The following is a 17,573-nucleotide window of genomic DNA, read 5'->3' as shown; positions in this document are numbered from 1 at the left end:
CGGCATGCCGGACTCATCAGGCAACTGAATTCCGCGACGCGCGGCTCAGCCCTCGCGTGGCGGCGACAGGACGCGCATTCGCTCAGCGCGGACAGCGGAAGGTCGGACAGATCATCGCCTCTCTCCAGATGAGGTGCGGCTCATCATAGAGGGCGGAAATGCGGCGGTCTACGAAGGGATTTTCGAAAGGAAAGCGGGAAAAATGATTTGGGCAAAAAAAGCCGGGCCGCGCTTTCGCGCGACCCGGCGTCTACCACTCGTTCCTGCTTCGGCTACCCTACCGCTTCGCCACCTGCTGCACGGAAGCGGCCACAGGAGCCGCGGCAGCCACCGAAGCCGAAGCCGGCGCGACGGCGCCCACCGCCGTGTCGGCCGCCCCGTCCCCACTCCAACCACCGCCCAGCGCGCGAATCAGATTAACCGTCGCCACCGCTTGCGTGCCCGACAAATGGCTCGCCTGCAGTTGCGAAATCAGCACCTGCCGTTCGCCGTCGATCACGTCCAGGTAGCTGACCGCACCTTCCGTGTACTGCGTACGCGACAGATGCGCCGCCCGTTGCGATGCCTGCACTGCATCGTTCTGCTCGCGCATCTGATCGTCGAGCAGGCGCAGATCGGCCAGGTTGTCTTCGACCTCACGGAATGCCACCAGCACCTGCTGACGATACTGCGCCACGTCCTCGTCATACTTCGAACGGGCCTGCGCGAGGTTCGCCTTGCGGCGGCCGCCGTCGAACAAAGGCAGCGTCAACGCCGTGCCCGCAAACGGCCCGAGAATGAACGCGCGGCTCGACCACATGAAAAGATTGCCGAGCGTCGCCGATTCAAAACCAGCCGCGCCGGTGATATCGAGCTTCGGGAAGAACGCCGATTTGGCAAGACCGACTCGCGCATTCGCGGCCTGCATCGCGCGTTCCGCCGCCGAAATATCCGGCCGGCGTTCAAGCAATGCCGAGGGCAGACCTGGCGGCACACGCACCGTCACGGGAGCGAGCGGCGCTTCCGCGAACGAGAAATCCGCCGGCGGCTTGCCGAGCAGAATCGCAAGGCTGTGCTCCGACGCCGCGCGCTGACGCGCCACGCCAACGGCATCCGCTCGCGCACTCGCGAGTTCATTGCGAGCCCGCGACACATCCAGCTCGCCGATATCGCCTTCCCTGAAACGCCGCTCGACGAGTTTCAACGTATCTTCGCGCAGCGCCACGGTACGGCGGTACAGATCCTGATCCGTATCCAGCTCACGCAACTGGAAGTAGTTCTGCGCGACGTCCGCCTGCAACGAGAGTTGCACGGAACGGAACAGCGCCTCGCTTTGCTGCTCGTCCGCACGCGACGCGTTCACGTTTGAGCCGACCCGCCCGAACAGATCCGCTTCGTACGACGCGCCGACTTGCGCGCGCCAGATCGTGCCGTTCGTGCCGCCCGCGCTATCCGGCTGGAATTGCGATGCCGCGGAGGCACGCTCGCGGGTCGGGCCGAAGCCCGCGTCGAGCTTCGGGAACCAGTCGGACTTCGCCGCCTGCGTCACCGCCCGCGCCTGCTGAACGCGCGCCGCGGCCGCCTTCAGATCCTGATTGGCGGCGGCCGCCTGCTCTTCGAGCGCATTGAGTTGCGCGTCGCCGAAAATCGTCCACCATTCGCCGCGATGCGCGTCGTCCGCGGGCTGGGCCTGCTTCCACGTGCCGTTCTCCTGCGCCGCTGCACCCGATATTGCACCCGACGCAGCCGACGGCGCCGAAGCAGCCGGCGCTTCCTTGAACGCCACCGGCGTATCCACTTCCGGCCGCTTGTACGTGGGTTCCACGGAGCAGGCGGCGAGCAACGCGACCAGCAAACCGCTGGTAGCCGCCCGGCCCCACCCACTCAAAGATTCAAAGCGTTTCATTATTGTTTTCTCCTCAGGCGTCCGTCACCGGCGCGCCGTAGTGCGGCGAATCCTTCTGCGCGACGTGAATCGTTCCACCCGCCAGCGTACGCAGCACTACATAGAACACAGGGGTCAGCATCAAGCCGAACAGCGTGACGCCGAGCATGCCGAAGAACACCGCGATACCCATTGCGTGACGCATCTCCGAACCCGCTCCGCTCGACAACACCAGCGGCACCACGCCCATGATGAAAGCGATCGACGTCATCAGAATCGGCCGCAGACGCAAGCGGCTCGCTTCGATCGCCGCGGAGAGCGGTGTATGCCCGTCGTGCTCCAGTTCACGAGCGAACTCGACGATCAGAATCGCGTTCTTCGCCGACAAACCCACCAGCACCATCAACCCGATCTGCGTGAAGATGTTGTTGTCGCCTCCCGTGAGCCACACGCCGGTCAGCGCGGACAGCACGCTCATCGGCACGATCAGGATCACCGCGAGCGGCAGCGTCAGGCTTTCATACAGTGCGGCGAGCACGAGGAACACGAGCAGCACGCTGATCGGGAACACCCACAAGCCTGCATTGCCGGCCAGAATCTGCTGATACGTCAGGTCGGTCCATTCGAGCTTCACACCGCGCGGCAAGACTTCCGCCGCCACGCGTTCGGCCGCCGCTTGCGCCTGCCCCGACGAGAAGCCGGGCGCCGGTCCACCGTTGATGTCGGCAGCCGTGTAGCCGTTGTAGCGGACCACCATTTCCGGACCGAACGTCGGCGTTACCGTCACCAGCGACGACAACGGCACCATGTCGCCTGCGGCATTGCGCGTCTTCAGTTGCAGGATGTCGTCGGCGCGTTGACGGAACGGCGCATCTGCCTGCACCCGCACCTGATACACGCGGCCGAAACGGTTGAAGTCGTTCACATACAGCGAGCCGAGATAGATCTGCATCGTGTTGAACACGTCCGTGACCGGCACGCCGAGTTGCTTGGCCTTCACGCGATCCAGGTCCACGTTCAATTGCGGCACGTTGATCTGATAACTGGAGAAGGTCGGGCCGAGTTCAGGCGTCTGCGCCGCCTTCTTCACGAACGCCTCCGCAGCCTTGTTCAACTCCGCGTAACCGAGCGCGCCGTGATCCTCCAACTGCATCTTGAAGCCGCCGAGCGTGCCGAGACCGAGCACGGGTGGCGGCGGGAACACCGCGACGAACGAATCCTTGATCGCACCGTATTGCTGGTTCAGCGCACCGGCAATCGCACCGGCCGAGAGCTTTTTGTCGCCACGATCCTTGAAGGGCTTGAGAGTGACGAACACGATGCCCGCGCTGGAGCTATTCGTGAAGCCGTTCACCGAGAGACCCGGAAACGCCACCGCGCTCTCCACGCCCGGTTGCTTCAGTGCAATCGCGCTCATGTCGCGGATCACTTTCTCCGTGCGATCGAGCGACGCACCGTTCGGCAATTGCGCGAAGGCAATCAGATATTCCTTGTCCTGCGCCGGCACGAAGCCGCCCGGCACCACACGCGAGATCAGCACGGTCGCGCCCAGCAGGATCGCGTACACCGCGAGCATCGCACCCTTACGGCGCAGCACGCCAGTCACGCCACGGCCATACTCGGTCGAACCGCGATGGAAGACCTTGTTGAAACGCTTGAAGAAACCGCCCAGCAGGCGATTCATCACGCGCGTCAGGAAGTCTTCCTTCGCGCCGTGGCTGCGCAACAGCATTGCTGACAGCGCCGGCGAGAGGGTCAGCGAGTTGAACGCCGAGATCACCGTCGAGATCGCGATGGTCATCGCAAACTGCTTGTAGAACTGGCCCGTCAAACCCGTCATGAACGCGAGCGGCACGAACACGGCAACCAGCGTGAGCGCAATGGCGATAATCGGCCCGCTCACTTCCTGCATCGCCTTGTACGTCGCGTCGCGCGCACTCAGCCCGTTTTCGATGTTCCGCTCGACGTTCTCCACCACCACGATCGCATCGTCCACCACGATCCCGATGGCGAGCACCATGCCGAACAATGACAACGCGTTGATCGAGAAACCGAACGCGAGCAGCAGCGAGAACGTCCCCACGATGGACACCGGCACGGCGATCAACGGAATGATCGACGCGCGCCACGTTTGCAGGAACACGATCACCACGATCACCACCAACGCAATCGCTTCGAGCAGCGTATGCACGACCGCCTCGATACTCGAACGCACGAACTGCGTCGGGTCGTAGACGATCTTGTATTCGACGCCCGCCGGCATGTCTTCCGCGAGTTCCTTCATCGCGGAGCGCACCTGATCGGAAATCGCGAGCGAGTTCGCACCCGGCGCCTGGTTGATGGCGAGCGCCACCGCCGGCTTGTTGTCGAGCAGCGAACGCAGGCCGTATTCCGAGGCCGCGAGTTCGATTCGCGCGATATCTTTCAGGTAGGTCACGCCGCCGTCCGGCGTGGTCTTGACGATGATGTCGCCGAATTCGCCCTCGGTCTTCAGACGGCCGCGCGCATTCACCGACAACTGCAACTGCGTGCCCGGCACCGAAGGCGATGCGCCGATCACACCGGCCGCCACCTGGATGTTCTGCTCACGGATCGCGTTGACCACTTCGGTCGCCGTCAAACCGCGTTGCGCCACTTTCTGCGGATCGAGCCACACACGCATCGCGTAGTCGCCCGAACCCCACAACTGCACTTCGCCGACACCCTGAATCCGCGCGAGCCGATCCTTGACGTTCAACAGCGCGTAATTGCGCAGATACGTCATGTCATAGCGATTGTTCGGCGAGATCAGGTGGACCACCATGGTCAGCGTGGGCGAGCTCTTGATCGTCGTGACGCCGAGACGCTGCACGTCTTCCGGGAGGCGCGGCAGCGCCTGGTTGACGCGGTTCTGCACGAGCTGCGTCGCGAGGTCCGGATTGGTGCCGAGCTTGAAGGTCACCGTGAGCGTGAGATTGCCGTCGCTATTCGCTTGCGACTGCATGTACAGCATGTTCTCGACGCCGTTGATCTGCTCTTCGAGCGGCGAGGCGACCGCCTCGGCGATCACCTTCGGATTCGCACCCGGATACTGCGCGTGCACCACCACCGAAGGCGGCACGACTTCCGGATACTCCGAGATCGGCAGCTTGAAGAGCGAAATCACGCCCGCCAGCAGGATCAATACCGATAGCACGCCGGCAAAGATCGGCCGATCGATGAAGAATTTGGATATGTTCATTGGAAGCTCTTAACGTTGGAGCATGCGCCGCGCAGTCAGGCCACGGCGCGCGAGGCTCACGAGTTCTTGTCCGCTTTGGTGCGCGTCTGCGCTTGCGCCTGTGGCTGCGCTTTCGGCTGCGATTGCGTCTGTGCAAGCGGCGCGCTGTTCGGATCCTGATCGGTCGTCATGGGCACCATATGGGCGCGCACCGCATCGCCAGGACGCACACGCTGGATGCCGTTCACGACGATCCGGTCGGTGGCTTTCAGGCCGCCCTTGACCACACGCAGATTGCCCTGCATGCCGCCTACCGCGATCTCGCGATAGACGACGTGATTGCCCGCGTCCACCACCAGCACGAATTTCTTGTCCTGATCGGTGCCCACCGCGGCGTCGTCGATCAACAGCGCAGGGTGCGGTTCGCTGCCGCCGACCTTCACGCGCGCATACAGACCGGGAATCAGCGCACCATCCTGGTTGTCGAAACGCGCGCGCACGCGGATCGTGCCCGACGAGGTGTCGAGCCGGTTGTCCACCGACTCGATCACGCCGCTGCGCGAGTAGCCGCTCTCGTCCGCGAGACCGAGTTCCACCGGCACCTTGCTGCCGTCTTTCGCGCGGCTCAGGTATTGCAGATAGGTCTGTTCGTCCGCGTCGAACGACGCGTAGATCGGCGAAACCGACACCAGCGTGGTGAGCGGCGCCGCGCTGGCGCCCGCCGAAATCACGTTGCCCACCGTGATTTCCGCACGCGAGACGCGGCCCGACACCGGCGCGACGATCTTCGTGTAGCCGAGATTGATGCGGGCGGTTTCGAGCGCGGCTTGCGCGGCCTTCAGGTTCGCGCTCGCTTCACGCGCGGCGTTCTGCTTCTCGTCGTAGTCGCGCTTGGCGATCGCGTTGTCGGCGATCAAACGTTGCGCGCGCTCCCAATCGCTTTGGGTGTAGCCCGTGCGTGCCTGCGCGGCGGCAAGCTGCGCTTCGGCGCGATCCACTTCGGCGGCATACGGACGCGGGTCGATAACGAACAGCGTGTCGCCTTTCTTCACGAGCGCGCCGTCCTTGAAGTTGACGGACACGATGGTGCCCGGCACCTGCGATCGCACGTCCACTTTCTCGACGGCTTCGAGACGGCCCGAATAGCTTTGCCAATCGGTGATGGTTTTCTGCACGACGGTGGCGACATCGACTTCCGGCACGATGGTCGGCGCGGCGGGCGAGCTCGCATCCACGCGGATCGCGCCGAACGTGCCCAGCCCGGCCACGGCGATGACGACGAGTGCGGCAATCGCCACACGGCGACGGGAAAGAGGAAGGATAGTCATGTGAAGCTCCCGGTATCGTTGATCAAAGTTCTGCTTGTTTCTGCTTATTTCTGTTCTATCGATGGGCGCGCGCGTCGAAACGCCACTGAAAAAATCGCACCGCTTCCTGCAAGGCGGGCGGATGATCGGCCAACGCGGCATGCGACACACTCGGATAGCGGACCACCTGGGTCAGCACTCCGGCGTCGATCAGACTGCTGGCGTATTTCTCCGCTTCCACGTGCAGCACGTCGTTTTGCGCCGTCGCGATCAGCGTGGCGGGCAGCCCCGCGAGGCGCGACGATTCGAGCGGCGCGGCATACGGATGCATGCGCTGAGACGCTTGCGGCAGATACGCGCGATAACACGCCGCGCACTCTTTCGCGGTAATGTCCGAACCGAGGCGCTTTTCGTCACCCAGGCGCGTGAGGCTCGGATCGAGCATCGGCCCGAACAGCGCCTGCGCGGAAATGCGCACGTCGCCACGATCGCGCGCAATAAAGGCGAGGCAATTGGCCAGCTGCCCGCCCGCATCGTGACCGGCCACGCCCACCTTCTTGCTGTTGCCGCCGAATGCACGCGCTCGCGTTTGCACCCACAGCGCCGCGCGGTGCGCGTCTTCAGGCGCGGCCGGAAACGGAAACTGCGGCGCGAGCGAATAGCCCACCGACACGACAAGAGCCGGTAAGTGTTCTGCGAAATAACGCGAGGCGTAATCGGCCTGTTCGATCGATCCCTTCGTAAATCCACCACCGTGGAAATAAAGCAGTACCGGCAATGCGGTTTTTTTTGCCTGCCGGTACAGGCGTAACGTGATGTCCTGCGCGTGTCCTTCGATCTGCACGTCAGTGACTTCCAGTGCCGTGCTGTCGGCCTCTGCCGGCTCGCTGCCGGTGGGCACGAAGGAATACGGCGGTTTAAATGCTTCCATGTCGAGCCGCGCAATGCGCATAGAACTTCAATGGTGCGAATTGTGGGTTCAGCAGACTCGTAAATAAATGCCTATAATCCGGCAACACAATTCGGCGCCCCTGAACAATCGAATGCGATTGTCTGCGGATTCGCGGTGGAGTCCATTCCTGCTCGGTGCGCCCGCCCCTATTGGAGGTCTGCAATGGACCGGCTTCAGGCCATGCAAGTGTTCACACGTGTCGTCGACACCAACAGCTTTACCCGCGCAGCGGAAACGCTCGACCTGCCGCGCGCATCGGTTACCACGATTATTCAGAACCTCGAAGCGTTCCTCGGCACGCGTCTGATGCATCGGACCACGCGGCGCCTGTCGCTCACGCCGGACGGCGCGGCGTACTACGAACGCTGCGTGCGTATCCTTGCGGACGTTGAAGAAACCGAGGCCAGTTTTCAAAGCGGCAATAAAAAGCCGCACGGCAAGCTGCGCATCGACATGCCGGGGTCGATTGGCCGCCTGCTGGTGATTCCTTCGCTGTGTGAATTCCACACGCGCTATCCGGACATCGACCTGCAACTCGGCCTGACGGACCGGCCGGTGGATCTATTGCAGGAAGGCGTGGACTGCGTGGTGCGGGTTGGCGCGCTACAGGATTCCTCGCTAGTGGCACGCCGTATCGGTTTGTTCGAGGGCGTGACCTGCGCGGCCCCCGATTACATCGGGCGCGCGGGCATGCCCACTTCGCTCGAAGACCTGGAGAATCACAAAGCAGTCAATTACTTTTCGAGCCGCACGGGGCGCACGCTCGATTGGGCCTTCATGGTTGACGGCAAAGAAGTCGAAGTGAAAATGAAGAGCATCGTGTCGGTGAACGACGCCGATGCCTACGTGACGTGCGGGTTGGAAGGCTTCGGCCTAATTCAGCCGGCGCTCTTCATGGTGCTGCCGCATCTGCGTTCGGGCCAACTGGTGGAAGTCCTGCCGGAGCTGAAACCTTTGCCGATGCCGATTTCCGCAGTCTATCCGCACAGCCGGCATCTGTCGCCTAAAGTCCGCGTTTTCGTAGACTGGATCGCGGAGTTGTTCGACCGTTGTCCGTTGCTGAGCGGACGCGGCAGTCTCGACGCAACCTGTACGATGCGCACTTTCGAAGAACGCGAGTCGGCACCGAGTCTCGACACGCCGGTGATAACGGAATGGGTCGCGTGATCGACTCGGCTTGAAGTACAGATTCTGAAACAGTGAATTCCAACCGCGGCTCTAATGCCGCGGTTTGCTTATCCAGCACCGTAATTACTACGGTTTAACGCAGCGTTTTCGCGATTGTTCTGGAAACACGACAATTCATTTCGCGAAAGTGCGATTTATCCGCCCTGCCTCAAAGTCTACATTTCACCCTGTCGCAGCGCCGCTAGTGCTGCAAACGAATCGACAGGAGTGAATCATGAAACGCAATCTCTTGGCAGGCCTGGCTCTTTCGCTGCTCGCGAGCGCTCCGGTGTTTGCCCAAAGCAGCAGCGGCGGCATTGGCCGCGCCGGCACTTATGAAACACAACCCACGCCGACCACCAGCGCGAAAACGCGTGAAGAAGTGAAGGCGGAACTCGTCGCGGCCTATCGCGATGGTTCGCTGCCCGCTCTGAATCGTACGACCTATCCGAACAAAGGCCTGATCGGTCAGACGCAGGCTGCACGGATCGCATTGCAGGAAGGCAGCAACGGCGACGTCACACGCGTGGCCGACGGACAGTAAAACGAACCTGTTGCAATGATTCGGTTTCCAAAAGAAATAGTCATTGCGGCGCTTTCATGCACTCTTCAAAAAGGAGCACATCATGACCCCCTCTGAACTCGACCATTGGGATACTGACACGCCAGTGTGGACGCCGTACCGCGCGCCGCAGCACTAAGTGTCGAAAGTAGCGGCACGTACCCGCGGATCCTGTGCGCGGGTACACACGCATTTGAAGACGCCTAGCGCTTCGGCACGCCGTCGCGCCACTCGCCCCAATGGGTGGCGATATCCTGCACGAGCGGATTGCCCGAGAGGAACAGGTTCTGGATAGCGATCGTAAAGCCGCCTTGCGCAGCGTAGTTCAGCAGGTTGTCCGCGCTCGTCTGTCCATCGTACGGGCGGTCGAAATCGGAGCCGGCCCGCAGCACGGCGACGCGATTCAAATCCACCTTATGGACCGAGGCCGCGCGTTTGAGCGCCTCGTAAGTGGCGTTATCCTCCTGCTGCGTCGTGCAGTAGACGCCCTTGCCATCGGTCAGGATCTTGGTCCAGTCGCGCGCGCGCTGCCCGAGCAACGTGCCTGACCACCAGGTATCGCCTGCCAGCGTGTCGCACTGAATCACAGTGGGCGGCCGATTGGCGGGCGCATACGAATACTTGGCCCGCGCGGCCTGAGCCTGCACGTTATCGGACAACGTCACGCTACGCGACAAGGCGAACGCCGTGTCCGCGAGCCGGGTGTTCAACTGGAATACTTCAGTGCGGTAGTCGAGCGGCGGCTTGGCGGTAGGACTCGTGGTATTGATGCCGAGGTAGCCCGTCGTCCAGCCGGGTGGAATTTCACGCCCGTCTATCTCCCACTGAATCCCGAAGTCGACCAGATACTTCGCCCAAGCTGCGGACCCGACCGTTCCCTGCTGCGGATCGATCCCCGCAATACCGGCCACCATGAAGTAGGTATGCCGCAAATCGAAACGCGGCGAGAACGTCAACGCCATGATCGACGCAGCAGCGTTGCTGTGCCCCATGCCGGTGGTCATCACGCACACGTCCTGCTTGTTGCAATGGACCGTCGGGTAATCGGGCGACAAACCGTCCACGGCGATGTCGCGCCAGGGCCCGAGGTTGTCGAGCCACACCTGCCCTTCCGGCCCGAACATTGAAATGATCATCACCTTGACGGGCCGCCCTCGCGAGCCGCCGTCGTCATGCGAGAAACCGTCGTTGTCGTCCGCACTGGCCGGTCCGGACGAAAAGGCCGCACATGCCGCGAGTGTAATGGCGGCACTAGCGCCGAGTGAACGAGTCAGCATCGTGATCTTCCTTTTTTGCTTGTGATGCAGGTTGGGAGAGAGTGCTGCTTTCAAGCCGAAAGAAGTATAGGTGCGAAGAAATTATTTTCCACTACACGATGCACTATCGGTTCACGTTTCCGCACGCCGCCGGGCAGCTATGCGAATCGGCTCCGCACGCGCTTTTCGCCGTTTTCCTATAATCGGGCGTCCGCAGCGCGCCCGAGGGCAACTCACTCGGGCGCGCACCGCGTTTGTGCAGTTAACAGCAGGAGCACCACGATGGACTATGTGAAACTCGGCCGTACCGGCCTCGATGTATCGCGTCTTTGTCTCGGCTGCATGAGCTATGGTGTGCCGTCTCGCGGCACTCATCCCTGGTCGCTCGACGATGAGGCCGCACGGCCCTTCATCAAGCAGGCGCTCGATCACGGCATCAATTTCTTCGATACCGCGAATGTCTATTCCGACGGCACGAGCGAGGAAATCGTCGGCCGCGCGCTGAAGGACTTTGCGAAGCGCGACGAGATCGTGCTCGCCACCAAGGTGAATAGCCGCATGCATCCGGGCCCGAACGGCGCGGGCCTGTCGCGCAAGGCCATCATGGCGGAAATCGATAACAGTCTCAGGCGCCTCGGCACGGATTACGTGGACCTGTACCAGATCCATCGGTGGGACTACGGCACGCCGATCGAAGAAACCATGGAAGCGCTGCACGATGTCGTGAAGGCCGGCAAGGCGCGCTATATCGGCGCATCGTCCATGTATGCGTGGCAGTTCGCGAAGGCGTTGCATGTGGCCGAGCGCAACGGCTGGACGCGCTTCGTGACGATGCAGAACTACGTGAATCTGCTCTATCGCGAGGAAGAGCGCGAAATGTTGCCGCTATGCGAAAGCGAGGGGATCGGTGTGATTCCGTGGAGCCCGCTCGCGCGCGGCCGCCTGACGCGTGACTGGAACACGGAAAGCGCGCGCTCCGAGACAGATGAATTCGGCCGTACGCTCTATGCGCACACGGAGGACGCGGATCGGCGGATTGTCGAACGGGTCAGCCAGATCGCCAGCGAGCGCGGCGTGCCGCGCGCGCAAGTCGCGCTGGCGTGGGTGTTGCAGAAAAAGCCGATCACCGCGCCGATCGTCGGCGCAACCAAACTGCATCATCTCGACGATGCGGTGGCCGCGCTCTCGTTGAATCTGAGCGCGGAGGAAATCGGCCGCCTCGAGGAGTTGTACGTGCCGCACGCGGTGACCGGGTTCAAGTAAGCGGCGCGCGTGCCGCTCAAACGCGCGGCACGTCCGGTTCGAAAAACACCCAGCGGACTTGTGGGAACGTCGCCTGCAAGTCCTCTTCGATTACGTTGATCGCATCGATCATCGCGCGCCCGCTTGCGTAGTCGATCATTTCCGCCTGCACGGCCACCACGACATGCCGGCCCCATTGCAGCGTGATCATATTGATGATGCTGCGAATCTCGCTGCGCCCGCGCAGATGCGCCTCGATCGCGCGCCGCACCTCGGGGCTCGCCGATTCGCCGACGATCATCGACTTTACTTCGCGCGCCACCAGCCATGCGATCAACATCAGCAGCAGGCCGACGCCGATAGAGCCCAGCGCGTCATAGACCGGATTGCCGGTCACGAGCGTAAGCAGCACGGCGGCGAAGGCCATCGCCAGGCCCGCGAGCGCGGCGATGTCCTCGCCCGCCACCACGAGCAGTTCGGACTCGCGCGTCTCGCGGAACCAGCGCCACATGTTCTTGTCGGGATGCGTCTTGCGGATTTCCTTCACCGCGCCCCACAGGGAAAGCGCCTCGAGGACCACGGACACCCCGAGCACTACCAGCGCCACATACGCATACTGCAACGGCTCGTGCACGAACAGACGATGCACGCCCTCATAGACCGAGAACGCGCCGCCGACAAAGAACAACAGCAGCGCGACCAGCAGCGAATAGAAGTTGATCTCGCGCCCGCTGCCCATGGGATGCAACGGGCTCGCCGGCTTACGCGCTTCGCGCAGTCCGAATAACAGCAGCAGCTGATTGCCGCAGTCGGCGGTCGAGTGAATGGCCTCGGCGAACATCGAGCCGGAACCGGTGAATGTGGCAGCAGCGGACTTACAGATGGCGATGCCGAGGTTGGCGGCGAGCGCATAGAAAATGGCTTTCGGCGATTCTTCTTTCATCGTCGTGGCGGGCGTCCGTGAGTTTGCAAAGAGCTTTCGGTTGGCAATAGCCCGTATTATGGCCATGCCGGACGCCATGCGTCCAACCCCGGTGCGATTTGCACCGTGCCCCTGCCTGTACTCGAGAACGCCGCCTTTGGCGCGCCGAATGCCGCGTCAGACTCTTTCGAGCGCCGCCATTTCGCGCACGATCACCAGCAACATCGAAAGGCTCGCGCCGCCCGTGGCCCGCAGATCCGCCAGCAGTCGTGCGTAGCGCTCCAGTTGCGCGATGCGCTTCTCACGCCATGCTTCGACGAGTGCGTCCGGTGTGGATGCTTCGTCGGCACCGGCTAGTGCGCTCGTGGTCAACGCGCGTTTGAGACGTGCGAGCTCGGCCAGCGCCGTGGCGCGCGCCAGCATGTCCCAGTGCGTGGGCACCGGCAAAGCAGCCGCGCGCTCGCTGATCCAGCTGGAATTGAGCAGCGTGCCGAGCGCGAAATACACGCCCGCCACCAGTTCGAGACTGCGCCCGCAGGTCGACGCGACTTCGGCGATGTCGAGCAACGCGGCGGAGATTTCGCCGCTCGCGATCCGCACCGCCAGTTCACTATCCACGCCGGCATCCACGAACACGCGCTGTCGTTCCGAGAGCGCTTCGAGGTCGGCGCCCGGCAACAGCGCCGGCCATTGCGGCGCGAGGCGTTGCGCTGCGTCGCGGCAGCGCGCGAGCAGGCCGGCCACGTCGCCTGCGCTGACCGCGCCCGACTGCAATTGCCGCAGGAACCACAGCGCGGAACGCTCGACCAGGCGCGCGACTTCGACGAACATGCGCGCCTGAACGTCGTCGGCAACGCGGTTGTCGAGCGCGTCGATACTGCGCCAGACGTGGTCGAGGTCGAACACGTCGCGCGCCATGATGCAGGCTCGCACGATGTCACCCGGCTGGGCGTCGGTCTCTTCCATCAGCCGGTGCACGAATTCGCAGCCTACCCGATTCACCAGGGCATTGGTCAAATGCGTCGCGAGAATTTCGCGGCGCAGCGGGTGGCGTTGCATCGGCACGCTAAAGCGCTGCCGCAGCGGCTTCGGAAAATACTCCACCAGCATGTCGGCGACGAGCGGGTCTTCGGGCATCGACGAGTCGAGCAACGCGTCGTACAGCCACATCTTGCTGTACGCGAGCAGCACCGCGCGCTCCGGCGTGGTGAGCCCCTGTTTCGCGGCCTGTCGCTCGGCGACTTCCTCATCGGTCGGCAGAAACTCGATTACGCGATTCAGACGCCCGGTCCGTTCGAGGTAGCGCATCAGACGCGCTTCCGCATCGAGCAATTCGACGCCGTAACGGCCGGCGATCGACAGCGCCTGCGTCTGGTAGTAGTTGTCCTGCAATACGAGCAGGCCGACCTCGTCGGTCATTTCAGCGAGCAGCGCGTTGCGCTGCTTCTCCGTCATCTCGCCGTCGGTCACGACCAGTCCCAGCAGAATCTTGATGTTGACCTCGTGATCCGAGCAGTCGACGCCCGCGGAATTGTCGATCGCATCGGTATTGATACGGCCGCCACGCTGCGCGAACTCGATGCGCCCGAGTTGCGTCAGACCGAGATTCCCGCCTTCGGCCACGACCTTGCAACGCAAGTCGGCACCGTTGACGCGGATCGCGTCGTTGGCGCGGTCGCCGACCTGCAGATGCGTTTCGCGGCTCGCTTTCACATAGGTGCCGATACCGCCGTTGTACAGCAGATCGACCGGCGCCTGCAGAATCGCGCGCATCAATTCAGCGGGCGCGAGCGCCGGTGCGCTGATGCCGAGCACCGACTGCACGGCCGGCGAGAGCGGAATCGTCTTGGCGCTGCGCGGAAACACGCCGCCACCCGCCGAGATCAACGCAGGATCGTAGTCGGCCCAACTCGAACGATCGAGGATGAACAATCGCCCCCGTTCGGCAAGACTGACCGCCGGATCAGGACTCGGATCGAGAAAGATATGCCGATGATCGAACGCGGCCACCAACTTGATATGCGGCGACAGCAGCATGCCGTTGCCGAACACGTCGCCCGACATGTCGCCGACGCCCACCACCGTGAAGTCCATGGTCTGGGTGTCCACGCCCATTTCGCGGAAGTGCCGCTTGACCGACTCCCATGCGCCGCGCGCCGTGATCGCCATTTTCTTGTGGTCGTAACCGACCGAGCCGCCCGATGCGAACGCGTCGTCGAGCCAGAAGCCATATTCCTGCGAGATCGCGTTCGCGTAGTCGGAGAAGGTGGCCGTGCCTTTGTCGGCGGCGACCACCAGATAGGGATCGTCGGGATCGTGGCGCACCACGTCGGGCGGCGGCACCACGGCCGTGCCCGCGAGGTTGTCGGTCAGATCGAGCAGGCCGCGCAGGAAGGTCTGATAGCACGCGATACCTTCGCGCATCCACGCGTCGCGTTCGGTTTGAGGCGGCGGATTCTTCACCACGAAGCCGCCCTTGGAACCGACCGGCACGATCACCACGTTCTTCACCATCTGCGCCTTCATCAGGCCGAGCACTTCCGTGCGAAAGTCCTCGCGCCGGTCCGACCAGCGCAAACCACCGCGCGCCACGCGTCCGCCGCGCAAATGCACGCCTTCCACGCGCGGCGAGTAGACCCAGATTTCGAACATCGGTTTCGGTTCGGGCAAGCCGGGCACGAGCGCAGGGTTGAACTTGAAGGACAGATACGGTTTTGGATGACCTTCCGCGTCGAAGCGATAGTAGTTCGTGCGCTGCGTCGCCTTGATCACGCCGAGAAACTGCCGCAGTATCCGGTCTTCGTCGAGATTCGGCACCTGATCGAGCGCGCTGTCGATCGTGTGCAGCCAGCCGTCGACGCGCGCCTCGCGCGTTTCGCCCAACACCGGGTCGAAGCGGGCCACAAATAACTCGACCAGCATCCGCGCAATGGCCGGATTGCCGGTCACCGCGCGTTCGATATAGGCATCGCTGAAGGTCGATCCCACTTGCCGCAGATATTTGGCGTAGGCACGCAGTATCGTTACCTCGCGCGCATTCAGTTGCGCCCGCAAGACGAGGCGATTGAAGTCGTCGCTCTCGATCGCTCCGGTCCATACCTGCTCGAACGCTTCTTCAAAGAGATCCTTGACACGTTCGATATCGAATTCCGCGTCGTCGGCGAGTTCGAGGCCGAAGTCGTGAATCCACGCCGGCGTCGCGCCCAATGCCTCGATCAGATAGGGCCGCTCTTCATCCACGCGTACGCCGAGGTGTTCGAGCATCGGCAAACTGCGTGACAGGGCGATCGGCAGACCCGCGCGATACACCTTGAAGCGGAATGCACGCGGACCCGATTCGATTGGGCGGTACAGGTTCATGGCGAGCCGCTCGCTGCCTTGCACGCGTTCGATCAATTCGATATCGCGCACCGCCGTGCGGGCCGGATAATCGTCGCGATAGCCGGCTGGAAACGAATCGCCGTAGTGTTGCAGCAAGCGGTTGCCCTGCTCTTCGCCGAAAGCGTCGAGCAACGCATCGGCGAGATCGTCCTGCCAGCGGCGCGCGACCTGCACGAGCCGCGCTTCCAGCTCGCGCGTATCGACATTGGGCATACCGCCTGGCTTCGCATGCACGACGAAGTGAATGCGCGCGAGCGTCGACTCCGAAAGCAGCGGCGTAAACTCGACGCTCTCGCCGTTGAACGCGTCGGCCAGTAGATTGGCAATACGCTGGCGCAGATCGGTGTTGTACTTGTCGCGCGGCACGAACACGAGGCACGACACGAAACGGTCAAAACGGTCTCGCCGCACGAACAGACGCGTGCGCTGATGTTCCTGCAAGCGCAGCACACCCAGCGCGATGTCGTAGAGCTGATCCTCTTCGGCCTGAAAAAGCTCGTCGCGCGGATAGGTTTCGAGCACCGTGAGGAGCGATTTCGCGAGATGACCTTTTGCCAGGAAACCGGCACGCCGCACAATATTCGCGCATTTGCGCCGCACGATCGGAATCTCCGAGGCCGACACGAAATACGCGGTGGACGTATAGAGACCGATGAAACGCCGCTCGCCGGTCACCTTGCCGTTGGCATCGGTCAGCTTGATGCCGACATAGTCCAGATAGCCCGGCCGGTGCACAGTGGCCCGCGAATTGGCCTTCGTGAGAAAGATCGGCGACGTGGCGGAAATGATTTCGACCGCAGCCGGCGGCAAGGGCGTGACTTCGGCGGTGGCGACGGGCCGTAGCGCGTCGCGCAGAATGCCCAAGCCCGAGCCCGGCACCGCGAGCAAACCGTAGCCGATATCGTGCTGAACCAGTTCGTAATCGCGCTGGCCGAGAAAGGTGAAATGATCGGCCACCATCCATTCGAGAAACGCGCGCGCTTCCAGACCTTCCGGGCCCGCCTCACCGGCTTTCATGCCCTTGATCGTGCTGCGCGCGAGTTCGACGATTTTCGGCCAGTCCTCCACCGCCGCCCGCACGTCGCGCAATACCCTCGCGATGTCGTCGCGCAACGCGTCGAGTTTTGCGGCATCGCCGCAACGGTCCACTTCGAAGTGGATGAACGAGGTCAGCTGCGAACGCGTGTCAGTGGCTTCTTCGGCGCCCTGGCTCACCCGCGCGATACTGCCGTCGGGCGCACGCCAGATGCGAAACACCGGATGCACGACGGAATGCAGCGCGAGCCCATGCCGGTTGACCGCCATCGACACAGAATCGACCAGAAACGGCATGTCGTCATTGACGATCTCGATCACCGTGTGATCGGAGTGCCAGCCGTGCTGTTCGAGAATCGGGTTATAGACGCGCAAGCGCTCGGCGCCGGGTACGAAACGCTGCGCCGTTTGCCAGTGCGCAAGCGCCGCGCCGTAGAGATCGGCGATCGAACGGCTTTGCAGGTCGTCGGCGTCGACGAAATCGTAGTAGTGCCGCAGAAAAGGCTCGACGACCTTGAAGGTGGGTTCGGGCAGGCGCCCTCGCGCAAATTCGACGACATCGTTCAGCAAGTGCGTGACAGCTTCTTCGTTCTTTGCTTGCATGATCAACTCCCCGGCTGGAGGCAATGGCGAGTATCGCTTGATTCGCATGCATCGTCTGAAGGGGAATTATGCACCTGCCGACC

10 protein-coding genes are annotated in these 17,573 nt (G+C 62.8%); 3 read left to right on the top strand and 7 right to left on the bottom strand.

The window, feature by feature from the left end; translation table 11 throughout:
• Nucleotides 1-277: 277 nt before the first annotated feature.
• The 4 genes from P0D71_RS00245 to P0D71_RS00230 are packed head-to-tail and all read right to left on the bottom strand — an operon-like array spanning nt 278 to nt 7,301.
• Nucleotides 278-1,885: an efflux transporter outer membrane subunit gene (locus P0D71_RS00245; RefSeq protein ID WP_408478653.1), complete on the bottom strand. Its 1,608-nt coding sequence runs from the start codon at nt 1,883-1,885 to the stop codon at nt 278-280.
• Between the two features lie 13 nt (nt 1,886-1,898).
• On the bottom strand, nt 1,899-5,084 hold the full coding sequence (locus P0D71_RS00240) for an efflux RND transporter permease subunit (protein ID WP_408182842.1): 3,186 nt from the start codon (nt 5,082-5,084) through the stop codon (nt 1,899-1,901).
• A gap of 56 nt (nt 5,085-5,140) precedes the next feature.
• Nucleotides 5,141-6,391, bottom strand: a complete 1,251-nt coding sequence (locus tag P0D71_RS00235; RefSeq protein WP_091807283.1) for an efflux RND transporter periplasmic adaptor subunit — start codon at nt 6,389-6,391, stop codon at nt 5,141-5,143.
• Nucleotides 6,392-6,446: 55 nt separating this feature from the next.
• A complete protein-coding gene (locus P0D71_RS00230; RefSeq protein ID WP_091809182.1) occupies nt 6,447-7,301 on the bottom strand; it encodes an alpha/beta hydrolase in 855 nt (284 codons plus the stop codon).
• A 183-nt stretch (nt 7,302-7,484) separates the two neighbouring features.
• Here P0D71_RS00230 and P0D71_RS00225 point away from each other — a divergent pair, with 183 nt between their 5' ends.
• Nucleotides 7,485-8,489 carry a LysR family transcriptional regulator gene (locus P0D71_RS00225; protein WP_091807280.1) on the top strand — a complete coding sequence of 335 codons (1,005 nt, stop codon included), beginning with the start codon at nt 7,485-7,487 and terminating at the stop codon, nt 8,487-8,489.
• A gap of 235 nt (nt 8,490-8,724) precedes the next feature.
• Nucleotides 8,725-9,033 (top strand): DUF4148 domain-containing protein, encoded by a 309-nt coding sequence (locus tag P0D71_RS00220; RefSeq protein ID WP_091807278.1) that lies wholly within the window; start codon nt 8,725-8,727, stop codon nt 9,031-9,033.
• A gap of 221 nt (nt 9,034-9,254) precedes the next feature.
• Here P0D71_RS00220 and P0D71_RS00215 read toward each other — a convergent pair whose 3' ends face one another.
• The gene (locus P0D71_RS00215) at nt 9,255-10,328 is read right to left on the bottom strand and encodes a purine-nucleoside phosphorylase (protein WP_091807276.1); all 1,074 of its coding nucleotides are present in this window, start codon (nt 10,326-10,328) and stop codon (nt 9,255-9,257) included.
• Nucleotides 10,329-10,589: 261 nt separating this feature from the next.
• On the opposite strand from P0D71_RS00215, the gene P0D71_RS00210 reads away from it, so the two are divergent.
• The gene (locus P0D71_RS00210; RefSeq protein WP_408478650.1) at nt 10,590-11,570 is read left to right on the top strand and encodes an aldo/keto reductase; all 981 of its coding nucleotides are present in this window, start codon (nt 10,590-10,592) and stop codon (nt 11,568-11,570) included.
• Between the two features lie 16 nt (nt 11,571-11,586).
• On the opposite strand, the gene P0D71_RS00205 is transcribed toward P0D71_RS00210, so the two are convergent.
• Entirely contained in the window at nt 11,587-12,492 is a 906-nt protein-coding gene (locus P0D71_RS00205) for a cation diffusion facilitator family transporter (RefSeq protein ID WP_408478648.1), read from the bottom strand.
• Between the two features lie 156 nt (nt 12,493-12,648).
• Nucleotides 12,649-17,490 carry an NAD-glutamate dehydrogenase gene (locus tag P0D71_RS00200; protein WP_408478646.1) on the bottom strand — a complete coding sequence of 1,614 codons (4,842 nt, stop codon included), beginning with the start codon at nt 17,488-17,490 and terminating at the stop codon, nt 12,649-12,651.
• Between the last annotated feature and the right edge of the window lie 83 nt (nt 17,491-17,573).

It is taken from the genome of Paraburkholderia sp. RL17-383-BIF-A, from assembly GCF_046028015.1.
Classification (GTDB): domain Bacteria; phylum Pseudomonadota; class Gammaproteobacteria; order Burkholderiales; family Burkholderiaceae; genus Paraburkholderia.
The sequence above is the reverse complement of the archived record's forward strand: the minus strand, read 5'-3'. Positions and strand labels throughout refer to the sequence as shown.